Below are 24,433 nucleotides of genomic sequence, written 5' to 3' on the forward strand. Positions count from 1 at the left end.
TTAATTATCCTGCGGTTATTTTACCGTGTTCCACATGAAACATCTTGCCATTTTCATCATGCATTTCCGCGATTTGTTCATCACTGATCGCACTGATGAAAACCTGGGCGTTGGTTTCTTTTAACCTTTGCGCTAACAGCGCACGCCGATGGCTATCCAGCTCGGAAGCAAAATCATCAATAAGGTACATACACTGTTTGCCGGTCGCTTCTGTTAGATGGCCACCCTGCGCCAGACGCAGCGCGCACACCATAAGTTTCAGCTGCCCTCGGGACAGCACATCTTCCACAGGCGTACCAGCAACCTTCATCCGCAAATCAGCTTTATGAGGACCGCTTGCGGTATAGCCGAGCTGACAATCACGTTCAAAATTACGCTTTAACAGCTCAGCATAGGGTGTTTCTTTTTCCCAGCCACGATAATAAGTCAGCTGGATATCATATTCGGGCAAAAAGCCCTGGCATATTTCAGCCGCTTTTTGTTTTACCGCGTCTAAATAGCGGTAACGCCATATGCTTATCTCTTCGGCCAGCGTTGCCAGTTCCTGATCCCAGTAACTGATTTCACGATAACTACGGGCCGTTTTTAGCAGCGCATTGCGCTGCTTAGTCAACCGTTTTATCCGGCTCCAGGCATTATAAAACTGAGGCTCAATATGAAAAACCCCCCAGTCAATAAATGCACGGCGATATTTCGGTCCGCCGATCAGCAATTCAAACCCTTCAGGGGTGATCAGTTGCAGTGGTAAAACCTGTGCGAGTTGTGCCAGTTTCTGACCGCTTTCACCGGCAACTTTCACTTCCGTGGTACCGTCTCGCTTTTTATTAATGCCAAGTGGAAGCTCTAAATCATTATCGCTCTGAACCCGGCCATGGATAAACAATTCATGTTGTTCATGACGGATCACACGGCTTGTGAGGTGGCTGCGAAACGAACGCCCGTGGCCCAGGTAATGAATCGCTTCCAATACACTGGTTTTTCCGCTGCCATTCGCCCCAACCAGAAAATTAAAGCTCGCCGACAAGGTTAAGTCACACGCTTCAATATTTCGAAAATCTTTGACGACTAAACGGGTAAGTGACATGCCTTATAATCTGATTGGCATTACAACATACATGGCTTCATCGTGAGCACAGTCTTCAACCAGGGCACTGGCATTCGCATCCGTTAACGAGAGACGAACCTGCTCACACTTCAACGTATTAAGCACATCAAGTACATAACTGACATTAAAGCCAATCTCCAAATCATCCCCCTGATAATTTACATCAACAAACTCTTCCGCTTCTTCCTGTTCGGGATTATTGGCGGTAATACGCATTTCACCGTTAGAGATATTAACCCGCACACCGCGGAATTTCTCATTCGACAAAATAGCCGCACGGGAAAAGGCTTTACGCAGTTCATCGCAGCTTGCTTCAACAAATTTATTACTGTTCTGCGGCAATACCCGGCGATAATCAGGAAAACGACCATCGACCAGTTTAGAAGTGAAGACAAAATTATTCACGGTAGCACGAATGTTCGAGTTGCCAACCTGAATATCAACCATCGCGTCGGCATTATCTAATAAGCGAACCAGCTCCAGCACCCCTTTGCGCGGTACGATAATTTGCTTAGAGCTCAGCTCTTGCGCCAAATCGATGGCACAGACCGCCATACGGTGGCCATCGGTAGCCACTGAGCGTAAGCGGGTCCCTTCCGTTTCAAATAGCATACCGTTCAGGTAGTAACGTACATCCTGATGCGCCATTGAAAACTGCGTGCTGTCAATCAGCTGACGCATACGGCCTTGAGGCAAGGTAAATTCGACCTCGCTTTGCCAATCGTCAATATTTGGAAAATCTGCCGCCGGTAACGTCGATAGCGAATAACGGCTACGACCAGAGCGGATAAGGACGCGATCTCCTTCCAACGACACCGCAATGTTGGCGCCGTCAGGCAGGCCACGACAGATATCAAGAAATTTACGCGACGGGACTGTCACCGCCCCCGGCTCGAAGTCAGCTTCAAGAGCCAGCTTCGCAATCAGCTCCACTTCCAGATCGGTTCCCGTCATCGACAGGCAACCGGATTCGACCTGAAGCAAAATATTTCCCAGGATCGGCAGAGAAGGCCGACCGCCCAGTGCACCAGACACCTGCTGCAGGGGTTTTAATAGATGTTCGCGTTCAACGGTAAATTTCATATCAAGACGACAATGTTCTTATTAGGTTTGAATAATCTTCTTTTATATCGTGGCTTTCTTCACGCAACTGTACGATTTTACGACAGGCATGTAAGACCGTGGTATGGTCTCGACCACCAAAAGCATCACCGATTTCCGGAAGACTGTGGTTGGTTAGTTCTTTTGCCAGGGCCATCGCCATCTGACGCGGGCGCGCCACAGAACGGGAACGACGCTTCGACAGCATATCAGCCATCTTTATTTTATAGTATTCGGCAACGGTCTTCTGAATATTATCAATCGTTACCAGTTTTTCCTGCAGTGCTAACAAATCACGCAATGCCTCTCGCACGAAATCGATCGTAATAGCCCGACCGGTAAAGTTCGCATTGGCGATAACGCGATTTAATGCCCCTTCAAGCTCGCGGACATTAGAGCGCAGACGCTTGGCAATAAAGAATGCCACTTCATCAGGCAGGCGGATATTATGATCTTCCGCCTTCTTCATCAGAATCGCGACTCGGGTTTCAAGCTCCGGCGGTTCAATCGCGACGGTTAGCCCCCAACCGAAACGTGATTTCAAGCGATCTTCGACCCCGTTGATCTCGCGCGGGTAGCGGTCAGACGTCAGAATGATCTGCTGATTGCCTTCAAGCAGCGCATTAAAGGTATGGAAAAACTCTTCTTGCGAACGCTCTTTATTGGCAAAGAACTGGATGTCATCAATGAGCAACGCATCAACACTGCGGTAATAACGCTTAAATTCTTCAATGGCATTGTTTTGCAGCGCTTTAACCATATCTTGCACAAAGCGTTCAGAGTGCATATAAACCACGCGAGCATTCGGCTTGCGATCGGCAATCGCATTACCAACGGCATGCAGTAAATGCGTTTTGCCCAAACCGGTGCCGCCATAGAGGAATAAAGGGTTATAGGCTGCGCCCGGGTTACCGGAAACCTGTCGACAAGCAGCCAGACCCAGCTGATTCGATTTACCCTCGACAAAATTATTAAAATTATGTTTTGGATTAACATTCGAACGGTAACCCGACTTCGATTCCGGCTGTACCGGTGAAGGGGCTGGCTCCCATGAACGAGAAGGCGGCTCATCATACACTGTCGGTGCTGGTGATACTGCAACAGGGGCAGCAACAGGCTGAGGCGGTGGCGCGACAACCCGACGACTGCCTACCTCAAACCGCAAAATCGGCATATCATTGCCACAAAACTCATTGAGCAGACGGTTGATATTATTGAGGTACTTATCCCGTACCCAGTCAAGCACAAAACGGTTAGGCGCAAACAGAGTCAACGAATTATCGTGCAACTCTGCCTGTAGGGGTCGAATCCACATGCTGAATTCTGTTGCAGGGAGTTCTTCCTGAAGGCGTTGAAGGCACTGCAACCAAAGCGAAGATGACAAATTCGACTCCACACTGAATAACAAAAGACAAAAGAGGGCTAATTTTATACCCGCTGGCTCAGGATCACCAGCAAAGAGATCGTAGATCCAGTGAATAAGATCAGACTTATTCACAATGATCGCACAAGCAACCCCGAGATCAGCACAATTTTACCCGCCCTTACCCACAATTCTGTTAACAATCGCTCGGATCCCTCCTTTGTAGCCAGAAAATTATTCGAAACGACCGCCCCCCTATCCATAACGGCTTCATTCACAATGGTACCGTTAATGAACTGATAGATGTGATCTATATTAAACAACCAAAACGGAGAAAAAATGGCATGAAGGAGCAGGAAGGCGAACACTGATAAAACTATTAGTTATGTCAAATAACTCCAAGTTATTTAAAAAAAACATATATAACCAAGTACGATTACGCTAATAGAGAATCATCACAGTCAGCCACGGAGTAGACCGAATGAAAAGCTGGATAAAAATAACATTCACCGTTATAGCATTAACGATAGCAGCCAGCCAAACGGCCATGGCAGCGACAGACGTGAAAGTCGGGATGTCCGGGCGCTATTTTCCTTTCACCTTTGTAGAAAAAGATAAGCTGCAAGGTTTTGAAGTCGATCTGTGGAATGAAATCAGCAAACGTAACGACTATAACGTTGAATTTGTAACAGCCAGCTTCTCTGGTTTGTTTGGACTACTAGAAACCGGTCGTATCGATACTATTTCAAACCAAATTACAATCACCCCTGAGCGTCAGGCTAAATACTTATTTGCACAGCCTTATGTTATTGACGGTGCCCAGCTGGTGGTACGCAAAGATAATACCGACATCAGCAGCATTGCCGATCTGGCAGGCAAAACGGTCGGCGTGAACTTAGGTTCAAACTATGAACAGTTGCTGCGTGAGCTGGATAAAGACGGAACAATCAACATCAAAACCTACGACACGGGTATTGAGCATGATGTTGCGCTGGGACGTACCGATGCCTTTGTCATGGATCGCCTCTCTTCAGTCGAATTGATCAAAAAAGCAAACCTACCACTTCAACTTGCCGGTACGCCGTTTGAGACGATCGAAAACGCCTGGCCTTTTGTCAAAGGTGAAAAAGGTGAAACACTCCGTAACGAAGTGAACAACGCTCTGACCGCAATGCGGGAAGACGGAACGTTGACAGAGATATCAATCAAATGGTTTGATGCGGATATCACCAAGTAACGGATATACTCTAAGTAAATGCTCACACGTTAGTAAGCATTTACCAATATTGACAAAGACTCACCACTTGGTGAGTTTTTGTGTCTCTGCAACGATAACAAACGGAATAAGCATCCATTATGGGTTTCGATTTTAACTATATGCTATCCCTGGTGCCGATCTTACTGAAATATCTAGGTACCACGCTCGCCATGGCGGCATGGGGATTAGTCTTTGCACTGGTAATCGCCGTCGGCCTGGCTCTGATCCGGGTTTATAAAGTCCCGGTACTCGATCAGCTCAGTCAGCTTTACATCAGTTTCTTTCGCGGAACCCCCTTGCTGGTTCAGCTTTTTTTGCTGTATTACGGCCTGCCACAGGTCTTTCCGGTCTTTGTTGGCCTTGATGCCTTCAGTGCTGCGGTGATCGGCCTGAGCCTCCATTTTGCCGCATATAAAGCAGAAAGTATTCGCGCAGCCATTACTGGTGTCGATCGCAGTCAAATGGAAGCCAGCCTATCGATAGGCATGACGGAAATGCAGACGATGCGACGGATAATTTTGCCTCAGGCAACCCGGATCGCCTTACCGTCACTGATGAACTATTTCATCGACATGATTAAATCGACCTCGCTGGCTTTCACCCTGGGCGTAACCGAAATTATGGCCAGGGCACAAATGGAAGCCTCTTCCAGCTTTAAATTCTTTGAGGCTTTCCTGGCTGTTGCCCTGATTTACTGGGTAATGGTCGTGATATTGACTCGGGTACAGTACTGGGCAGAAGCCAAACTCAACAAGGCATATGTGCGATGATCAAAATAAGCAACCTCACCAAACGCTTTGGTGAAACCACCATTTTTTCCAATCTGAATTTAGAGATTAATAAAGGTGAGATTGTAGTGGTGATCGGCCCGTCAGGCACCGGAAAGTCCACTTTGCTTCGCTGTATTAATTTCCTTGAAACCGCCGAATTAGGTCACATCAAGATCGATGATGTCGCCGTCAATAGCCCGCAGGCAACAAAAGCGGACATTTTAGCACTGCGCCGTAAAACCGGCTTTGTATTCCAGAATTACGCGCTGTTTGCCCATTTAACCGCCAGGCAAAATATCGCAGAAGGGCTAATCACGGTTAAAGGCTGGAAAAAAGAGGAGGCTTATGCGCGATCCCAGCAAATTCTCGACGACATCGGCTTAGGCGACAGAGGCGATGCCTACCCGTCGGCCCTCTCGGGCGGTCAACAGCAGCGGATCGGTATTGGCCGGGCTATGGCCTTAGAAGCCGAACTGTTGTTATTTGATGAACCGACATCGGCTTTAGACCCGGAATGGGTCGGAGAAGTATTGACTCTGATGCAGAAGCTCGCAACCCGTCATCAGACCATGCTGGTGGTCACTCATGAGATGCAATTTGCCCGCGAAGTCGCCGATCGGGTGATCTTTATGGCCGATGGCGAGTTTGTCGAGCAGGGTAAACCGGAGCAGATCTTCACCCAGCCACACGATCCTCGATTAAAAAAATTCCTGAATCAAGTCGGGATCAGCGAAGGATCCTTGCGCTCTGGCTCACAAAAAGTATAATTCACCGCCCATGTCACGATATGGGCATAATTATTGACTCTTTAACGGTCAGTGATTACAATTCCGCCTCTTTGTTTGAGGTAGAGGGTGTTTTACATCCGACACTAAGTAACAAACTTAAAAACTGATCAGTTAATTTAAGGTAAAACCATGAAACGCACTTTTCAACCTTCAGTTCTAAAGCGCAAGCGTAACCACGGCTTCCGTGCACGCATGGCAACTAAGAACGGTCGCGCAACAATCAATGCACGTCGTGCAAAAGGCCGTAAGCGTCTTTCTAAGTAATCTCTGATTATTTTGAATAAGCTAGCCTTCTCTCGGGAGTTACGTTTGTTAACTCCCGAACATTATAAAAACGTCTTCCAGCAAGCTCACCGTGCTGGCTCTCCTCATTTAACTATTCTTGCTCGTCCAAACGATCTCAATCACCCTCGTCTCGGTCTGGCTGTTCCCAAGAAACAGATCAAAACTGCTGTCGGCAGAAACCAATTCAAACGCATCGTGCGCGAAAGTTTCCGTCTTAGGCAACATGATCTGCCAGCCAAAGATTTTGTGGTGATAGCCAAGAAAAGTGCCAGTGAGCTGAGCAACGAAGAGCTATTTAAGTTGTTAGATAAATTATGGCATCGCCTGTCTCGCCCTTCGCGTGGCTAGTCATACGACTGGTCCGCCTTTACCAACTGACAATAAGTCCACTCATTGGACCACGCTGTCGATTTACCCCTACATGTTCTCAGTACGCAATTGAAGCAATAAAAGCGCATGGAGCGATAAAAGGTGGTTGGTTCGCGGCGAAACGTCTATTAAGATGTCATCCTTTAAACAACGGTGGTTACGACCCCGTTCCGCCAACCAAGCATAACGACAGAGATCATTAACGATGGATTCCCAACGCAATATTCTGTTAATTGCCCTACTGTTTGTCTCATTCCTGCTGTTCCAGCAGTGGAATATGGACAATAGCCCGCAGCCACAAGGCCAGGGTGTAGAGCAACAAGTTAACAATAGTGGTGATGTCCCTTCACACTCAGGTGATGGCCAGCCAATTCCGGAGCAAAACAGCTCCAACGACCTAATCACTATCAATACAGATGTACTGGCTCTTACTGTCGATACGCTTGGTGGTGATGTCATCGAAGCAAAACTACTGGCTTACGCTGACGAACTTGATTCCGACCAGCCTTTCGTACTGCTGCAAAACGAGCCGGGTCACAGCTATATTGCCCAATCAGGCCTGATCGGGGCCAATGGTATTGATACCACAGCGGGTCGTGCTCAGCTGGCGGTCGAGGCAAAAGAATTCAATCTGGCTGATGGCCAGGACGAACTTCGTGTACCAATGACCTATGTTAAAAATGGCATTACCTACACCAAGACATTCGTGCTAACGCGTAACAACTACGCTGTCGACGTTGAATACACCATCAATAACCAGTCAGATGCCACAGCAAGTGTCCAGATGTACGCTCAGCTGAAGCAAAACCTGATGGATGACGGTGGCAGCCTGACCATGCCGACCTACCGCGGTGGCGCCTATTCAACAGACGATACCAACTACAAAAAATACAGCTTCGATGACATGCAGGATAAAAACCTGAACATGACAACGGCGAATGGCTGGGCAGCCATGCTGCAACACTACTTTGTATCGGCGTGGATCCCACGTTCAGAAGAAGCATCGAACCTGTTCACCCGCACCAGCAATGGCCAGGGCTATATCGGTGTCCGTCTGCCAACAACGACGATTGCTGCCGGTAGTGAGCAAACCCTGAAATCCACACTCTGGGTTGGTCCGAAACTGCAAAAAGAAATGGAAGCAACGGCGGCTAATCTTAACCTGACCGTGGATTATGGCTGGTTATGGTTTATCGCAAGCCCGCTCCATAAACTGTTGTCCTTCATTCAGGGTATTGTCGGTAACTGGGGTATCGCGATCATGACCCTTACGTTTATCGTTCGTGGTGCGATGTACCCGCTGACCAAAGCACAGTACACCTCAATGGCAAAAATGCGCATGCTTCAGCCTAAGCTGGCAGCAATGCGTGAGCGTTTAGGCGACGACCGCCAGCGTATGAGCCAGGAGATGATGGAGCTGTACAAGAAAGAGAAAGTCAACCCTCTGGGTGGCTGTCTGCCGATTGTTCTGCAGATGCCTATTTTCATCGCCTTGTACTGGTCACTAATGGAATCGGTTGAACTGCGTCATTCACCGTTCTTCGGTTGGATCCATGATCTATCAGCACAAGACCCGTACTATATCTTGCCGATCCTGATGGGTGCGTCGATGTTCATGATCCAGAAGATGAGCCCGTCGACAGTCACCGATCCAATGCAACAGAAGATCATGACGTTCATGCCTGTCATGTTTACGTTCTTCTTCCTGTTCTTCCCGTCAGGTCTGGTTCTTTACTGGCTGGTATCGAACGTGGTTACCCTGATCCAGCAAACGCTGATTTATCGTTCACTGGAAAAGAAAGGTCTGCACAGTAAGTCATAGTTAGCCCTGTGACTCCACTCTGTGACCCAAAGGCGGCCTTCTGGCCGCCTTTTTAATGCCCGTGATAGTCAAAAATTGCTATTGCACCGCTTTTCCTTCTACGCTCTATAGACATTATCTCACGCCCCCCTATTCACTCCGATGGCAGCCTTGACTAAAATCTCGCTGAACTCTGCATATTGGGCTGGTTTGGGTATACAATTGCAGCGAATTTTTAAAGCTAAGCCAAAGTTATGATCGAACAGACTGATACCATTGTTGCTCAAGCCACACCGCCAGGCCGTGGTGGTGTAGGCATTATTCGCGTCTCGGGCCCGAAAGCGAGAGACGTCGCACTCGCGGTGGCCGGCCGTGAACTCAAAACCCGTTATGCAGAATACCTCCCTTTTAAAAATGAAGACGGCAGCGCACTGGATCAGGGCATTGCTTTATTCTTTCAAGGGCCAAACTCCTTTACCGGTGAAGATGTTCTGGAACTGCAAGGACATGGTGGACCGGTACTGATGGATATGATGATCCGTCGTATCCTCAAGCTGGACGGTATTCGTCCGGCTCGGCCGGGAGAATTCTCTGAGCGGGCATTCATGAACGATAAGCTTGACCTCGCTCAAGCAGAGGCGATTGCCGATCTGATTGATGCCAGTTCAGAGGAGGCGGCCAAAAGCGCCTTTAAATCGCTTCAGGGCGCGTTCTCGAGCAGAGTCAACGAGCTGGTGGAAGCACTGATCCACCTGCGTATTTTCGTTGAAGCCGCGATTGATTTTCCCGAAGAAGAAATAGACTTCTTATCAGACGGTAAGGTCAGTAATGACTTGAATGGCATTATGGCCACTCTGGAAGCCGTACGCCGCGAAGCTAATCAGGGGTCAATCATTCGAGAAGGAATGAAAGTCGTCATCGCCGGCCGCCCGAATGCCGGTAAATCCAGCCTGCTGAATGCGCTGTCAGGCAAAGAATCCGCCATTGTGACCGATATCGCCGGCACCACCCGCGACGTGCTGCGCGAACATATTCATATCGATGGTATGCCACTCCACATCATTGATACCGCGGGTCTGCGTGAAGCGTCGGATGAAGTGGAACGGATCGGGATTGAACGGGCCTGGGAAGAGATCCAGCAAGCGGACCGGGTCCTGTTTATGGTTGACGGTACCACCACTGATGCAACCGATCCTAAAGAAATCTGGCCTGACTTTATTGAACGCCTGCCAGACAGCATGGGACTAACCGTGATCCGCAATAAAGTGGAACTTACCGGTGAAAACGCTGGAATTTGCCATGTCAATAATCCCACCCTGGTTCGCCTGTCAGCCCTTACCGGAGAGGGGATCGATGAGTTGCGCGAACACTTGAAAGAGTGCATGGGCTTCGCAGGCACCACTGAAGGTGGCTTTATGGCCCGTCGCCGTCACCTTGAAGCGCTGGAACAGGCCGCTCAGCACCTTGAGATAGGTAAAAACCAGCTGGAAGGCTTTATGGCCGGTGAGATCCTGGCCGAAGAACTTCGCCTGGCTCAGCAACACTTAAGTGAGATCACCGGTGAATTTTCATCGGATGATCTTCTTGGCAGGATCTTTACTTCGTTCTGTATCGGCAAATAAAACGATCCGAATGCGATCGCACCCACAGGGCATTTCTTGTCCTGTGGATTATTCCCATCCTCCTTTTTATTCTCTGTGCCCCCTATATTTAGTTACTTTTATCTCCGTCATGAAGCAGTACAATCAAGGTCATTATTTCTGATACAGAGGACAGTATGAGCAACATTACCTTAATCACAGGCAGCACTTTAGGCGGTGCCGAATACGTTGCCGATCACTTGGCAGAACTGCTGGAGCAGGATGGCCACGCCACAGAAGTCATCTATAGGGCCGATTTAGCGGCTCTAACCACTGACACTATCTGGCTCATTGTCTGCTCAACCCATGGTGCCGGCGATTTGCCTGATAATATCCAGCCTTTTATCAAGCAACTAAGCGAGCAAAAACCCGATTTATCATCGCTGCAGTACGGGATTATTGGCTTAGGTGACAGCAGCTACGATACGTTCTGCGCGGCAGGTAAAACCATCGACAAACAGCTTCAATCACTCGGTGCAACCCGGCTAGGAGAGCGTTTAGATATCGATGTTTCACAGCATGCGGTACCGGAAGACCCGGCTGAAAATTGGTTATTAAGCTGGAAAAACCACATTTGTGGATAACTTTAATCCCTTAATTACCCCATTTTAAGGCCAAATTTAAACTTTTCTCTGTGGATAACTATAGATCTAAACGGTGATCAAAGGGTAGTTATCCATTGAACAAGTTATTAAGCGCCAAGCGACTGTTGATAAGTGGCTTTTTTGATCCCAGCTAATCCTCACGATGATCCAAGCTGCTCCACAACAAATGATCCTCATTAACACCATGATCATAAGGATCATTTATGGCTTATCCACACGATCGTGCGATCCTAATAATAGATCTAACAGAAGATCTCTCTAAAAGATCTTATATATATTTAAAGACCCTCTTCTGGTTGATCAAATGATCGTCACTAAAGATTCTCTCTTGATCAGAAAAAGGATAGAATGATCGGCCTTTGCTCGTAGATAATTCACTGGCTGTTTGAATACCTGAGGTAGTTTCATGTTTTACCAGGAAAACTTTGATGTCATCGTAGTCGGTGGTGGTCATGCCGGTACTGAAGCCGCATTAGCCGCCGCACGGATGGGACAAAAAACCTTACTTTTGACACATAACATCGATACGTTGGGTCAAATGTCGTGTAACCCTGCGATTGGTGGGATCGGGAAAGGACACCTGGTTAAAGAAGTCGACGCCCTCGGCGGTTTGATGGCTAAAGCAATCGACAAAGGCGGGATCCAGTTCAGAACCCTGAACTCATCAAAAGGCCCTGCTGTTCGTGCCACCCGTGCCCAGGCAGATCGGGCGCTGTACAAAGCTGCCGTTCGTGATGTGTTAGAAAATCAGCCCAATTTAATGCTGTTTCAGCAAGCGGTTATCGACTTGATCGTTGAACATGATCGTGTCGTTGGCGTCGTAACGGAAATGGGACTGAAATTTCGTGCTAAAGCAGTCGTGCTGACGGTCGGTACCTTCCTGGGTGGCAAGATCCACATCGGGCTGGAGAATTACAACGGTGGTCGTGCTGGAGATCCACCGTCGATCGCACTGGCAAACCGTCTGCGCGAATTACCGTTCCGGATTGATCGGCTGAAGACCGGTACACCACCGCGTATTGACGCCCGTACGGTCGATTTCAGTCAGCTGCAGACTCAGCATGGGGATAATCCAACCCCGACATTCTCATTCATGGGTAAATCCTCGGATCATCCACGTCAGATCCCGTGTTTTATCACCCACACCAATGAAAAAACCCATGAAGTGATCCGTAATAACCTCGACCGCAGTCCGATGTATTCCGGCGTGATTGAGGGGATCGGTCCGCGTTACTGTCCGTCGATAGAAGACAAGGTGATGCGCTTTGCAGATAAAAACAGCCATCAGATTTTCATCGAGCCAGAAGGCCTGACAACGCATGAACTGTATCCGAATGGTATTTCCACCAGCTTACCGTTCGATGTCCAAATGCAGATTGTCCGCTCGATGCAAGGTTTTGAAAATGCCCATATCGTGCGTCCGGGTTATGCAATTGAATATGATTTCTTTGATCCGCGCGATCTGAAACAGACGTTTGAAACCAAATTTATTCAAGGCTTGTTCTTTGCTGGTCAGATCAACGGTACTACCGGCTATGAAGAAGCGGCGGCTCAAGGTTTACTGGCGGGGATGAACGCTGCGCTGCAGGTCCAAGAAAAAGAGGGCTGGAGTCCTCGACGCGATCAGGCATATATGGGCGTATTGATTGATGATCTGTCGACCATGGGAACCAAAGAACCGTACCGGATGTTTACTTCCCGTGCCGAATACCGGTTGTTGCTCCGTGAAGATAATGCCGATATACGCCTCACCGAAGTGGGCCGTGAATTTGGTCTGGTTGATGATGCGCGCTGGGCCCGTTTCAACCAGAAAATGGAAAATATGGAGCAGGAGCGTCAGCGCCTGAAAGAAATTTGGATCAACCCGACATCCGATCAAGCCGAATCGCTGAATAAGATCCTTAAAACCCCGATCGTGCGTGAAGCCAGTGGTGAGGATCTCCTGCGTCGGCCGGAAGTGACTTATGAGCAATTGGTCACCATCGAAACATTTGCTCCGGCTCATGAAGACCGTCAGGCCAGTGAACAAGTTGAAATTCAGGTGAAATATCAGGGTTACATCGATCGCCAGAAAGATGAAGTTGAGAAATCCCTGCGCCACGAGAAAACGAAACTCCCCTTTGCTCTGGATTACGGCGTGGTGAAAGGCCTGTCAAATGAAGTGATTTCAAAACTCAATGATGCGAAACCAGAAACCATCGGGATGGCTTCCCGTATCTCTGGTATTACTCCGGCAGCCATTTCAATACTGCTGGTTTATCTGAAAAAACAAGGCATGCTGAAAAAAGGCGAATAGGAGTCACCAGTGAAACAACGTTTGGAACAACTAATCGCGCAAACTGAACTGCAAGTCACAGAACAACAAATTCAGCAACTTGTAGGTTATGTTGAACTGCTTCATAAATGGAATAAGGCGTATAATCTGACGTCCGTTCGTGATCCTCGCGATATGCTAGTGAAACATATCATGGATAGTATCGTCGTGAGTGCTTACCTTAAGGGCGATAATTTCATTGATGTCGGCACCGGTCCGGGGTTGCCAGGGATACCGCTGGCCATTATGTGTCCGGATAAAACGTTTACCCTGCTTGATAGCTTAGGTAAGCGTATCCGATTTATTCGCCAGGTGATCCATGAGCTGAAAATTGCCAATGTTACCCCCGTACAAAGCCGGGTTGAGGATTTTCAGCCGGAGCTGAAGTTTGATGGGGTGATCAGCCGGGCATTTGCATCAATGAACGATATGGTGTCATGGTGCCGCCATCTGCCTGCGGCAGATGGACATTTTCTGGCCTTAAAGGGTCAGTTCAGTCAACAGGAAGTGGCAGAATTACCGGAATGGTGTTCTGTGACTGAAGTCCAATCTTTGCAAGTCCCTGAGTTAGAAGGGGAGCGTCATTTAGTAACCTTGACGGCAAAGGATTAATTGATGAGGTTTTTTCGTGGGAAAAGTCATAGCTGTAGCCAATCAGAAAGGAGGCGTGGGTAAAACCACCACTTGCGTCAATTTAGCCGCATCGTTGGCGGCGACGCAGAGAAAAGTCTTAGTCATAGACTTAGATCCGCAAGGTAACGCCACCATGGCCAGTGGTGTCGATAAATATCAGGTGGATGCTACGGCATATGAACTTCTGGTCGAAGAAACCCCGTTTAACGACGTTGTGATCACAGACACCACTGGCGGCTACCATCTTATTGCCGCCAATGGTGACGTTACTGCTGCTGAAATTAAGCTGATGGAGGTGTTTGCCCGCGAGGTACGCTTACGCAATGCGTTAGAGCTGGTTCGTGATAACTATGATTTCATCTTTATCGATTGTCCTCCGGCATTAAACCTACTTACAATTAACGCCATGACAGCAGCAAATTCTGTGCTTGTCCCTATGCAGTGTGAATATTTTGCTCTGGAAGGCTTAACGGCATTGATGGATACCATCAGTAAGCTGACCGCGGTGGTGAATGCCGATCTCAAAATTGAAGGTCTGCTCCGTACGATGTTTGATCCTCGTAACCGACTGGCGAATGAAGTCTCTCAGCAGCTTAAAAAGCACTTTGGTGAAAAAGTATATCGCACCGTGATCCCTCGCAATGTCCGTTTGGCCGAGGCGCCAAGCCATGGCCGTCCTGCCATGTATTACGATAAATATTCGAGTGGCGCTAAGGCTTACCTTGCTCTGGCCGGTGAAATGATCCGCCGTGAAGAGATGGAACGTAACGCCGACACCGTGAATGCATAAGGGTTGAACATGAATATAAGTAAGCGGGGCCTGGGTAAGGGCCTTGATGCGCTGCTGGCAACCAGTTCGGTTGCACAGGCTAAACAACAAAATGCCGAAAAAGCACAATCCCTGTCGGCAGATGGCACGCTTAAGGATTTGCCAATCCACCTGCTTCAGCCTGGTCAGTATCAGCCTCGAAAAGATATGTCTGATCAAGCGCTTTCGGAATTAAGTGATTCGATCCGCGCGCAAGGTGTGATTCAGCCGATCGTGGTGCGCGAAGTCGCGCAGCAACAATATGAAATCATTGCCGGCGAGCGCCGCTGGCGCGCTTCTCGTCAAGCTGGCCTTCAGAAAGTCCCTTGTATTATTAAGGTTGTTGACGATCGTGCTGCGGTGGCGATTGCATTAATTGAGAATATTCAGCGTGAAGATCTCAATGCGATTGAGGAAGCACAAGCTTTGGAGCGGCTGCAAAATGAATTTTCGCTAACGCACCAGCAAGTCGCGGAAGCGGTCGGTAAATCCCGTACGACTGTGTCGAATTTACTCCGCCTGAACCAGCTTGAAGCTGCGGTTAAGCGAATGGTGGAAAAACATCAGCTGGAAATGGGACACGCTCGTGCTTTGCTCGCATTGGACGCCACCCTTCAGGTAGAAACGGCCCAAACGGTTGTTAATAAGTTGCTGACTGTTCGTGATACCGAAAAGTTGGTAAAAAAAATGCTGGCTCCTGCCGCTGAACCAAAAGGCGTAATGGTCGATCCTAAGGTCGAGGCGCTAGAAAATACCCTGAGTGAGCAGTTAGGCACCCAGGTGGCGATTAATCAACAGAAAAATGGCAAAGGAAAGATTATTATCAACTTTGACCAGTCGCACAAGTTACAGCAAATCCTTGCAATTTTCGGCCAGGAATTGTGACCTTAAACGTGTGGATTTTGTTGCAAAATTTACAATCACGTGATCAGGTTATAGTGTTGTAAAATCTTACACATTTATTTGCGGCGATTAGATTGCATTCAATCTAATGAGCCGTATAATTTTCGCAGTTTTCCCAGCACAACAATCGTGTGGTGGAATGGACTCGAGGAACGAATACATGGTATCGGCGCTAGTAAGACCGGGACGCCAATTGGCAAAGCGGTTGCTGTTACTTCAATCTGGCGCCGTGTTAACAACGGCATTAATGGCAGTGTTTGCTGTCAGTGTTGACTGGGGAATCTCGGCATTAATCGGTGGCGGCATCTTTGTGATAGCCAATGCCGTCTTTGCCATGTGTGCTTTTCTCTTTAGTGGTGCCCGCAAGGCGCGACTGGTGATGGCATCATTTTATGGTGGAGAGGTGCTTAAAATCCTCATAACAGTCATCCTGTTTGTCATTGTTTACCTGTATATAGAGGTGGAACTTGTTCCCCTCAAACTGACCTATTTGCTGGCTCTCGGTATTAATATCTTTGGGCCGGTTTTATTCATTAACAACAACAAATAGGATGAGTTATGAGTGCGCCAGGTGAAGCGCTAACGCCGTCAAGCTACATTACTCACCACCTGACAAATTTGACAGTGGGTGATGGTGGCTTCTGGACGGTACATATCGATAGCTTGTTTTTCTCTGTAGTGACTGGTCTTGCCTTTTTATGGGTATTCCATTCCGTAGCGAAAAAGGCGACATCAGGGGTTCCAAGTAAGTTACAGTGCTTTGCGGAAATTATGGTTGAATTCGTTGATAACAGCGTTAAAGAAACCTTTCATGGCCGCAACCCGCTGATAGCTCCGTTGGCACTGACTATTTTCTGTTGGATTTTGCTGATGAACATCATGGACTTAGTGCCCATTGATTTTATTCCGTATGCCGCAGAACATGGTCTGGGTATTCCTTATCTTAAGGTAGTACCGACAGCTGATGTTAACATCACCATGGCAATGGCACTGGGTGTATTTGCTTTGATGATCTATTACAGCATCAAAGTGAAAGGCCTTGGTGGTTTTGCTAAAGAACTGGCTTTGCACCCGTTCAATCACCCGATCATGATCCCGTTTAACCTGCTTCTTGAAGTGGTATCGCTACTTGCGAAGCCTATTTCACTGGGTATGCGTCTGTTCGGTAATATGTTCGCCGGTGAGGTGGTGTTTATTCTAATCGCGGCACTCATGCCGTGGTGGGCACAATGGCTAGGTTCAGTACCGTGGGCAATTTTCCACATTCTGATCATTACGATTCAAGCATTTGTGTTTATGATGTTGACTATTGTGTACCTGTCTCAGGCACATGAAGACAATCATTAACGATTATTCGTAAAATATTTTTTCAATTTTTACTGGCACTTTAGCCGACAACTATAAACTGGAGATAGTGATGGAAACTTTACTAAGCTTTTCTGCAATTGCCGTGGGCATCATTGTAGGTCTTGCTTCCCTTGGTACAGCGATCGGCTTCGCACTTCTTGGCGGTAAATTCCTTGAATCTGCGGCTCGCCAGCCTGAAATGGCACCAATGCTACAAGTTAAGATGTTCATCATTGCTGGTCTGCTTGATGCGGTTCCAATGATCGGTATCGTAATCGCACTACTATTCACATTTGCAAACCCATTTGTTGGTCAACTAGCGGGTTAATCCCCCCTGGCAGCTTTAATAAACAATAGCAAATGGACCCATAGCAACCCTTTTTAAGGAGATGCGTTGTGAATATGAATGCAACTTTGCTGGGTCAGGCGATCGCTTTTTTCTTATTCGTGATGTTCTGCATGAAATATGTATGGCCACCATTGATGGAAGCGATTGAAGAACGTCAGGCTAAAATTGCCGACGGTTTGGCAGCTGCAGATCGCGCTGCCAAAGACCTGAACCTGGCTCAAGCTAATGCTTCTGATCAATTGAAAGAAGCAAAACACGCTGCGAGCGAGCTCATTGAGCAAGCCAACAAGCGTAAAGCTCAGATCGTTGATGAAGCAAAAGCGGAAGCTCAGGCTGAACGTGAGAAAATTCTTGCGCAAGGTCTTGCGGAAATTGAATCAGAGCGCAATCGTGCTCGTGATGAGTTAAGAAAACAAGTTGCAACTCTAGCTGTGATTGGTGCTGAGAAAATCCTTGAGCGTACGATTGATAAAGACGCTCATGCAGATCTTCTTAACAAAGTCACTGCAGAACTGTAATTAAAGGGGCAAGCACATGTCGGATATGACTACCATCGCACGCCCCTATGCTAAAGCAGCATTTGATTTTGCGGTTGAGAATGGTGAGCTAGCCCAGTGGGCGGAAATGCTGACCTTTGCAAGTGAAGTAGCAAAAAATGAAACTATGCAAGAGGTTTTGCACAGTGGTTTTTCTGCTGACAAGCTCACTGAAATATTTGTTTCTGTGTGTGGCGAGCAACTCAACGAGTTCGGTCTGAACTTATTGAAAGTGATGGCTGAAAATGGACGCCTTGCAGCGCTCCCTGATGTCAGTGACGAGTTCTTGTTCCTGAAAAACGAACATGAAAAAACTATCGAAGCCAGCGTGATTTCTGCGGTGACTTTAGATGATAGTCAACTTGCCGCGATCAGAGAGAAGCTAGAATTGCGTCTTGAACGTAAAGTTAAGCTGAATTGCAGTGTAGACGAGACCCTGATTGCTGGGGTTGTAATTAGAGCTGGAGACCTGGTAATCGATAACTCAGTACGCGGTAAATTAACCCGTCTGAGCGATACTTTGCAGTCTTGATTTGGGGAATTGGAGCATGCAACTTAATTCCACGGAAATTAGCGCACTGATCAAACAACGTATTGAAAAATTCAACGTTGTAAGTGAAGCACGCAATGAAGGTACTATCGTTTCTGTAAGCGACGGTATTATTCGTATCCATGGCCTTGCTGACGTAATGCAAGGTGAAATGATTGAACTACCTGGTGGCTGTTTTGCACTGGCACTTAACCTTGAGCGTGACTCGGTTGGTGCGGTTGTAATGGGGCCATATGCCAACCTTCAGGAAGGCATGAAAGTTACGGGTACTGGCCGTATTCTTGAGGTACCAGTAGGCCCTGCGTTACTTGGCCGTGTTGTGAACACGCTAGGTGAGCCTATTGATGGTAAAGGTCCAATCGAAACCGAGAGCTTCTCTCCGGTTGAAGTGATTGCGCCGGGCGTTATCGAGCGTAAATCAGTCGATCAGCCTGTGCAAACTGGCTACAAATCGGTTGATGCGATGATTCCAATCGGCCGTGGCCAGCGTGAGCTGATCATCGGTGATCGCCAGACTGGTAAAACAGCGATGGCTATCGATGCAATCATCAACCAGAAAAGTTCTGGTATTTATTCTGTTTATGTCGCTATCGGTCAGAAAGCGTCAACGATTGCCAACGTTGTTCGTAAGCTGGAAGAACACGGTGCACTGGAAAACACCATTGTTGTTGTGGCATCCGCGTCTGAAGCGGCGGCACTGCAATACCTTGCGCCATACTCTGGCTGTGCAATGGGTGAATATTTCCGCGACCGCGGTGAAGATGCGCTGATCATTTACGATGACCTGTCTAAGCAAGCTGTGGCTTACCGCCAGATCTCGCTACTGCTTAAGCGTCCACCTGGTCGTGAAGCATTCCCTGGTGATGTTTTCTACTTGCACTCTCGCCTTCTTGAGCGTGCTTCTCGTGTAAGCGAGAACTACGTAGAAAAATTCACGAATGGTGCAGTGAAAGGTAAGACCGGCTCCCTGACAGCGCTTCCAATTATCGAAACGCAGGCTGGTGACGTATCGGCATTCGTACCGACTAACGTAATCTCCATCACCGATGGTCAGATCTTCCTGCAGACAGAGCTATTCAACGCCGGTATTCGTCCTGCTGTTGACCCTGGTATTTCTGTATCGCGTGTTGGTGGTGCTGCTCAAACTAAGATCATCAAGAAACTGTCTGGTGGTATTCGTACCGCGCTTGCACAGTACCGTGAACTAGCGGCTTTCGCACAGTTCTCATCTGACCTTGATGAAGCGACCAAGAAACAGCTTGATCATGGCCAGAAAGTGACAGAACTGATGAAGCAGAAGCAGTATGCACCAATGTCTGTGTTTGAGCAGGCCGTGGTGATTTTTGCTGCTGAACGAGGCTATTTGATTGACGTTGAGCTATCGAAGCTTGCTGATTTCGAAGCATCGTTGCTTTCATATGCCAAAGGTCAATTTGCTGAGCTAGTATCTCAGATTGATGAAACGGGTGCGTGGAACGATGAAATTGAAGCTCAGTTTGTAAAACTGGTTGACGATTTTAAAGCGACCCAGACTTGGTAATTGGTTGGTGATCGCTTGCGATCACCTACTAACGGAGAGTAACGATGGCCAGCGCAAAAGAGATTCGTAACAAGATCGGCAGTGTGCAAAACACGCAGAAGATCACAAAAGCGATGGAAATGGTTGCCGCATCGAAAATGCGTAAAACGCAAGATGCGATGGAATCATCTCGTCCATATGCACAAACTATGCGTAAGGTGATCGGTCATATCGCCCTTGGTAACCTCGAGTATAAGCATCCTTATCTTGAGGTGCGTGAAGCCAAGCGTGTAGGTTACATCATTGTTTCTTCTGACCGTGGTTTGTGTGGCGGTTTGAACATTAACTTGTTTAAACGGGCTATGACAGACATTCAAGGTTGGTCAGAACAAGGTGCAGAAGTTGATATGGCGCTCATCGGCGCTAAAGCAACTGCATTCTTTAACACCTACGGCGGTAACGTGGTCGCTCAGACTTCAGGCTTGGGTGATAGCCCAACCGTTAATGAGCTAATCGGTACCGTCGGCGTGATGCTGAAGAAATATGATGAAGGCCTGTTGGATCGCCTTTACCTGGTTTACAACAAGTTTGTAAATACCATGGTTCAGGAACCAGTGATTGATCAATTACTACCTTTGCCTAAATCACAAGACGAAGAAATGCAGCGTAACCACTCTTGGGACTATATTTACGAGCCCGAGCCTAAGCCCCTGCTTGAGACCTTGCTGGTTCGCTATGCAGAATCCCAGGTTTATCAGGGTGTGGTCGAGAACCTTGCCAGTGAGCAAGCGGCTCGAATGGTTGCGATGAAAGCGGCAACAGATAATGCTGGAGATTTAATAAACGATCTACAGCTGGTGTATAACAAAGCCCGTCAGGCTGCGATTACCCAAGAATTGTCAGAAATCGTTTCTGGTGCGTCTGCTGTTTAAGGCGAAGAATTAATAAGTTTAGAGGATTAACGATGGCTACAGGTAAGATCGTACAGATCATCGGTGCGGTAGTCGACGTAGAGTTTCCGCAGGACTCTGTGCCAAAAGTATACGATGCCCTACATGTTGATGCGAAAGAGAACGGTACATTAGTACTGGAAGTTCAGCAGCAACTAGGTGGCGGTGTTGTTCGTGGTATCGCTATGGGTACCTCTGATGGCTTGCGTCGTGGTTTGTCTGTTGAAAATACAGGCCGCCCAATTGAAGTTCCAGTTGGTACTGCAACACTAGGACGTATCATGAACGTTCTGGGTCAGCCAATTGATGAGTGTGGTGAGATCGGTGAAGAAGAGCGTTATGCGATTCACCGTGCAGCACCAAGCTATGAAGAACAGTCGAGTGTAACTGAGCTGCTAGAAACCGGCGTAAAAGTTATTGACCTGATTTGTCCATTCGCTAAGGGTGGTAAAATCGGTCTGTTCGGTGGTGCGGGTGTGGGTAAAACCGTCAACATGATGGAACTTATCAACAACATCGCCCTTCAGCACTCTGGTCTGTCGGTATTCGCCGGTGTTGGTGAACGTACTCGTGAAGGTAACGATTTCTACTTCGAAATGCAGGAAGCCGGTGTTGTTAACATCGAAAAACCTGAAGAATCGAAAGTAGCAATGGTTTACGGCCAGATGAATGAGCCACCAGGAAACCGTCTGCGTGTTGCCCTGACTGGCCTGACAATGGCTGAGCGTTTCCGTGACGAAGGTCGTGACGTACTGCTGTTCATCGATAACATTTACCGTTATACCCTTGCGGGTACTGAGGTTTCGGCGCTATTGGGCCGTATGCCATCAGCGGTAGGTTACCAGCCAACACTGGCTGAAGAGATGGGTGTACTTCAGGAACGTATCACGTCAACGAAGAGCGGTTCTATTACCTCTGTTCAGGCGGTATACGTACCAGCCGATGACTTGACGGATCCATCACCGGCAACGACGTTTGCGCACTTGGATGCGACAGTTGTACTTTCTCGTCAAATCGCTTCACTGGGTCTGTACCCGGCGATCGACCCTCTGGACTCCACATCACGTATGCTGGATCCATTGGTTGTTGGTCAGGATCACTATGACACCGCTCGTGGCGTTCAGAGCCTTCTGCAACGTTATAAAGAGCTGAAAGACATCATTGCAATCCTGGGTATGGACGAGCTGTCTGAAGAAGATAAGCAAGCCGTATCCCGTGCGCGTAAGATTGAGCGTTTCCTTACTCAGCCTTACCACGTTGCAGAAGTGTTTACGGGGTCTCCGGGCATCTATGTATCACTGAAAGATACGCTACGTAGCTTCAATGGTATCCTTGCTGGTGAATACGACGACATCCCGGAGCAGGCATTTATGTACTGCGGCGCGATCGAAGACGTGTTGGAAAACGCGAAGAAGCTTTAAGCTAAGTAGGAGGCGACATGGCAGCGATAACCTTTCATCTGGACGTAGTAAGTGCAGAGAAGAAACTGTTCTCTGGCCGAGCCGAAAGTATTCAGGTGACCGGGAGCGAAGGTGAACTGGGTATTTTCGCAGGACACGCACCGCTGCTGACCGCTATTACACCGGGTATGGTCCGAATCACCAAGCAACACGGCGGGGAAGAGGTTATCTATCTTTCTGGCGGTATGCTTGAAGTTCAGCCAAGTACAGTCACTGTACTGGCTGATACCGCAATTCGTGGTGAAGATTTGGATACAGCGAAGGCAGCAGAAGCGAAACGTCAGGCTGAGGAGCATATCAAGAATCAGCATGACGATATCAACTTTGCTCAAGCGGCCAGTGATCTAGCGAAAGCGATCGCTCAGCTACGTGTTATTGAGCTGACGAAAAAATCACGTTAATCATACGCATGACGCAAAAAAGCGACCTTAGGGTCGCTTTTTTTATCTTTGAAGGCCCTGTTGTAACAAATCTATATCAAATATGAGTTAATACTTGGCAAAAATTAATAGATTGCCCTTAAACCCGGCGGGATGAGCAGATACAATGCGGGCAGATAAATTTTCGATTATGCATCAAGAAGGATATTAGTCATGAGCTTCAGTGCTGTGATTCTGGCCGCGGGAAAAGGCACCCGTATGTACTCCAACTTACCGAAGGTATTGCATACCCTGGCCGGTAGACCAATGGCTAAGCATGTTATTGATACCTGTGGTGACCTGGGCGCGAACAACATCCATTTGGTTTATGGCCATGGTGGCGATCACATGCAGCAGGTGCTGGCTGACGAGCCGGTAAACTGGGTCTTGCAGGCAGAGCAGCTAGGCACTGGCCATGCGGTTAACCAGGTATCGCCCGCGTTGGCTGACAGTGAGAAAGTCTTAATTCTGTACGGTGATGTGCCGTTGATCAGTACAGATACCCTGACCAACTTACTTGATGCACAGCCTGATGGCGGTATTGCTTTACTGACCGTGGTGCTTGATGATCCGATGGGATACGGCCGTATTGTGCGTCGTAATGGCCCGGTTGTCGCGATTGTTGAGCAGAAAGATGCGAGCGATGAGCAAAAGCAGATCAAAGAAATCAATACCGGAGTGATGGTCGCCAACGGTGGCGATTTGAAACGCTGGTTAGGTCAGCTGAAAAATGAAAACGCTCAGGGTGAATATTACCTGACAGATATTATCGCCATTGCTCATAACGAAGGCCGTGCGGTTGAAGCGGTACACCCGGTTAATCCGATTGAAGTGGAAGGGGTCAATAACCGTATCCAACTTGCGAGACTTGAGCGTGCATTCCAGGCGATGCAGGCCGAGCGTCTGTTGGAGCAAGGGGTGATGCTGCGCGATCCGGCGCGTTTTGACCTGCGTGGTAAGCTGCAGTGTGGCACGGATGTGGAAATTGATGTCAACGTAATCATCGAGGGCAGCGTATCGCTGGGTAACAACGTTATCATTGGCGCGGGCTCTGTGCTGAAAGACTGTGAGATCGACGATAACACCCTTATTCGCCCTTACAGTGTGATTGAAGGCGCAACAATAGGCGAAGACTGTACCGTGGGTCCGTTCACCCGCCTGCGTCCGGGAGCCGAGCTGGTAGGTGATTCGCATGTTGGTAATTTTGTCGAAATGAAGAAAACCCGCTTAGGTCGCGGTTCTAAAGCGAACCACCTCACTTATCTTGGTGATGCCGAAATCGGCGAGCGGGTAAATATCGGTGCGGGTACGATCACCTGTAATTATGATGGTGCCAATAAGTTTAAGACTGAAATTGCAGATGACGTATTTATCGGGTCAGATACTCAGCTGATCGCGCCGGTTAAAATTGCCAAGGGCGCCACGATAGGTGCCGGTGCGACGATTAACCGTGATATCGGCGAAGGTGAGTTAGTGATCACTCGTGCTCCGGCGCGTACTATCAAAGGCTGGAAACGCCCGGTAAAACAAAAGTAGTTGCTGCGGATTAGATCTATTGCG

Annotated in this window: 26 protein-coding genes; 23 read left to right on the forward strand and 3 right to left on the reverse strand. The window is 48.1% G+C overall.

Features of this window, described 5'->3' with window-relative positions:
- Positions 1 to 4: 4 nt before the first annotated feature.
- Genes recF through dnaA form a run of 3 tightly spaced genes read right to left on the reverse strand, consistent with a single transcriptional unit; the run spans position 5 to position 3,590 of the window.
- Positions 5 to 1,084: a DNA replication/repair protein RecF gene (gene recF, locus R3289_RS18170; protein ID WP_318927177.1), complete on the reverse strand. Its 1,080-nt coding sequence runs from the start codon at positions 1,082 to 1,084 to the stop codon at positions 5 to 7.
- Positions 1,085 to 1,087: 3 nt separating this feature from the next.
- Positions 1,088 to 2,188 carry a DNA polymerase III subunit beta gene (gene dnaN / locus R3289_RS18175; RefSeq protein WP_318927179.1) on the reverse strand — a complete coding sequence of 367 codons (1,101 nt, stop codon included), beginning with the start codon at positions 2,186 to 2,188 and terminating at the stop codon, positions 1,088 to 1,090.
- 1 nt (position 2,189) lies between these two features.
- Entirely contained in the window at positions 2,190 to 3,590 is a 1,401-nt protein-coding gene (gene dnaA, locus R3289_RS18180) for a chromosomal replication initiator protein DnaA (protein WP_318927180.1), read from the reverse strand.
- A gap of 460 nt (positions 3,591 to 4,050) precedes the next feature.
- On the opposite strand from dnaA, the gene R3289_RS18185 reads away from it, so the two are divergent.
- From R3289_RS18185 to glmU, 23 genes are all read left to right on the forward strand, one after another.
- Complete coding sequence (locus tag R3289_RS18185; protein ID WP_318927181.1) at positions 4,051 to 4,806, forward strand: amino acid ABC transporter substrate-binding protein; 756 nt, start codon at positions 4,051 to 4,053, stop codon at positions 4,804 to 4,806.
- A gap of 119 nt (positions 4,807 to 4,925) precedes the next feature.
- On the forward strand, positions 4,926 to 5,597 hold the full coding sequence (locus R3289_RS18190; RefSeq protein WP_318927182.1) for an amino acid ABC transporter permease: 672 nt from the start codon (positions 4,926 to 4,928) through the stop codon (positions 5,595 to 5,597).
- A complete protein-coding gene (locus R3289_RS18195; RefSeq protein WP_318927184.1) occupies positions 5,594 to 6,364 on the forward strand; it encodes an amino acid ABC transporter ATP-binding protein in 771 nt (256 codons plus the stop codon). Before R3289_RS18190 ends, R3289_RS18195 begins: the two co-directional genes overlap by 4 nt.
- A gap of 150 nt (positions 6,365 to 6,514) precedes the next feature.
- Positions 6,515 to 6,649, forward strand: coding sequence for a 50S ribosomal protein L34 (rpmH, locus tag R3289_RS18200; protein WP_045037224.1), 135 nt, complete (start codon positions 6,515 to 6,517; stop codon positions 6,647 to 6,649).
- A 12-nt stretch (positions 6,650 to 6,661) separates the two neighbouring features.
- Positions 6,662 to 7,018 carry a ribonuclease P protein component gene (rnpA, locus tag R3289_RS18205; RefSeq protein WP_318927186.1) on the forward strand — a complete coding sequence of 119 codons (357 nt, stop codon included), beginning with the start codon at positions 6,662 to 6,664 and terminating at the stop codon, positions 7,016 to 7,018.
- The gene (gene yidD, locus R3289_RS18210) at positions 6,985 to 7,242 is read left to right on the forward strand and encodes a membrane protein insertion efficiency factor YidD (RefSeq protein ID WP_318927187.1); all 258 of its coding nucleotides are present in this window, start codon (positions 6,985 to 6,987) and stop codon (positions 7,240 to 7,242) included. The genes rnpA and yidD overlap by 34 nt, the downstream gene beginning before the upstream one ends.
- Positions 7,243 to 7,244: 2 nt before the next feature.
- Positions 7,245 to 8,861 carry a membrane protein insertase YidC gene (gene yidC / locus R3289_RS18215; protein WP_318927189.1) on the forward strand — a complete coding sequence of 539 codons (1,617 nt, stop codon included), beginning with the start codon at positions 7,245 to 7,247 and terminating at the stop codon, positions 8,859 to 8,861.
- 233 nt (positions 8,862 to 9,094) lie between these two features.
- Positions 9,095 to 10,462 (forward strand): tRNA uridine-5-carboxymethylaminomethyl(34) synthesis GTPase MnmE, encoded by a 1,368-nt coding sequence (gene mnmE / locus R3289_RS18220; RefSeq protein WP_318927191.1) that lies wholly within the window; start codon positions 9,095 to 9,097, stop codon positions 10,460 to 10,462.
- Between the two features lie 155 nt (positions 10,463 to 10,617).
- Positions 10,618 to 11,064 (forward strand): FMN-binding protein MioC, encoded by a 447-nt coding sequence (mioC, locus tag R3289_RS18225; RefSeq protein ID WP_318927193.1) that lies wholly within the window; start codon positions 10,618 to 10,620, stop codon positions 11,062 to 11,064.
- Positions 11,065 to 11,491: 427 nt separating this feature from the next.
- Positions 11,492 to 13,381 (forward strand): tRNA uridine-5-carboxymethylaminomethyl(34) synthesis enzyme MnmG, encoded by a 1,890-nt coding sequence (gene mnmG, locus R3289_RS18230; protein ID WP_318927194.1) that lies wholly within the window; start codon positions 11,492 to 11,494, stop codon positions 13,379 to 13,381.
- A gap of 9 nt (positions 13,382 to 13,390) precedes the next feature.
- Positions 13,391 to 14,011 carry a 16S rRNA (guanine(527)-N(7))-methyltransferase RsmG gene (gene rsmG, locus R3289_RS18235; RefSeq protein WP_318927195.1) on the forward strand — a complete coding sequence of 207 codons (621 nt, stop codon included), beginning with the start codon at positions 13,391 to 13,393 and terminating at the stop codon, positions 14,009 to 14,011.
- A 16-nt stretch (positions 14,012 to 14,027) separates the two neighbouring features.
- Complete coding sequence (locus tag R3289_RS18240) at positions 14,028 to 14,822, forward strand: ParA family protein (protein WP_318927196.1); 795 nt, start codon at positions 14,028 to 14,030, stop codon at positions 14,820 to 14,822.
- A gap of 15 nt (positions 14,823 to 14,837) precedes the next feature.
- A complete protein-coding gene (locus R3289_RS18245; protein ID WP_318927269.1) occupies positions 14,838 to 15,725 on the forward strand; it encodes a ParB/RepB/Spo0J family partition protein in 888 nt (295 codons plus the stop codon).
- Between the two features lie 178 nt (positions 15,726 to 15,903).
- On the forward strand, positions 15,904 to 16,293 hold the full coding sequence (locus R3289_RS18250; protein WP_318927197.1) for a F0F1 ATP synthase subunit I: 390 nt from the start codon (positions 15,904 to 15,906) through the stop codon (positions 16,291 to 16,293).
- A gap of 8 nt (positions 16,294 to 16,301) precedes the next feature.
- Positions 16,302 to 17,090 (forward strand): F0F1 ATP synthase subunit A, encoded by a 789-nt coding sequence (atpB, locus tag R3289_RS18255; RefSeq protein WP_318927198.1) that lies wholly within the window; start codon positions 16,302 to 16,304, stop codon positions 17,088 to 17,090.
- A gap of 70 nt (positions 17,091 to 17,160) precedes the next feature.
- Positions 17,161 to 17,418: a F0F1 ATP synthase subunit C gene (gene atpE, locus R3289_RS18260; protein ID WP_107285083.1), complete on the forward strand. Its 258-nt coding sequence runs from the start codon at positions 17,161 to 17,163 to the stop codon at positions 17,416 to 17,418.
- Between the two features lie 68 nt (positions 17,419 to 17,486).
- Positions 17,487 to 17,957, forward strand: a complete 471-nt coding sequence (gene atpF / locus R3289_RS18265; RefSeq protein WP_318927202.1) for a F0F1 ATP synthase subunit B — start codon at positions 17,487 to 17,489, stop codon at positions 17,955 to 17,957.
- Positions 17,958 to 17,973: 16 nt separating this feature from the next.
- Positions 17,974 to 18,507: a F0F1 ATP synthase subunit delta gene (gene atpH, locus R3289_RS18270; RefSeq protein ID WP_318927204.1), complete on the forward strand. Its 534-nt coding sequence runs from the start codon at positions 17,974 to 17,976 to the stop codon at positions 18,505 to 18,507.
- Between the two features lie 16 nt (positions 18,508 to 18,523).
- Positions 18,524 to 20,065, forward strand: coding sequence for a F0F1 ATP synthase subunit alpha (gene atpA / locus R3289_RS18275; protein WP_318927206.1), 1,542 nt, complete (start codon positions 18,524 to 18,526; stop codon positions 20,063 to 20,065).
- A 44-nt stretch (positions 20,066 to 20,109) separates the two neighbouring features.
- Positions 20,110 to 20,976 carry a F0F1 ATP synthase subunit gamma gene (gene atpG / locus R3289_RS18280; protein ID WP_318927209.1) on the forward strand — a complete coding sequence of 289 codons (867 nt, stop codon included), beginning with the start codon at positions 20,110 to 20,112 and terminating at the stop codon, positions 20,974 to 20,976.
- A gap of 32 nt (positions 20,977 to 21,008) precedes the next feature.
- Positions 21,009 to 22,415, forward strand: coding sequence for a F0F1 ATP synthase subunit beta (atpD, locus tag R3289_RS18285; protein ID WP_318927211.1), 1,407 nt, complete (start codon positions 21,009 to 21,011; stop codon positions 22,413 to 22,415).
- A 17-nt stretch (positions 22,416 to 22,432) separates the two neighbouring features.
- Positions 22,433 to 22,855 carry a F0F1 ATP synthase subunit epsilon gene (locus R3289_RS18290; RefSeq protein WP_318927214.1) on the forward strand — a complete coding sequence of 141 codons (423 nt, stop codon included), beginning with the start codon at positions 22,433 to 22,435 and terminating at the stop codon, positions 22,853 to 22,855.
- 192 nt (positions 22,856 to 23,047) lie between these two features.
- Positions 23,048 to 24,409 (forward strand): bifunctional UDP-N-acetylglucosamine diphosphorylase/glucosamine-1-phosphate N-acetyltransferase GlmU, encoded by a 1,362-nt coding sequence (gene glmU, locus R3289_RS18295; RefSeq protein ID WP_318927216.1) that lies wholly within the window; start codon positions 23,048 to 23,050, stop codon positions 24,407 to 24,409.
- The last annotated feature ends 24 nt before the right edge of the window (positions 24,410 to 24,433 follow it).

It is taken from the genome of Photobacterium sp. (assembly GCF_033720175.1).
In the GTDB taxonomy this organism is placed as follows: Bacteria; Pseudomonadota; Gammaproteobacteria; order Enterobacterales; family Vibrionaceae; genus Photobacterium.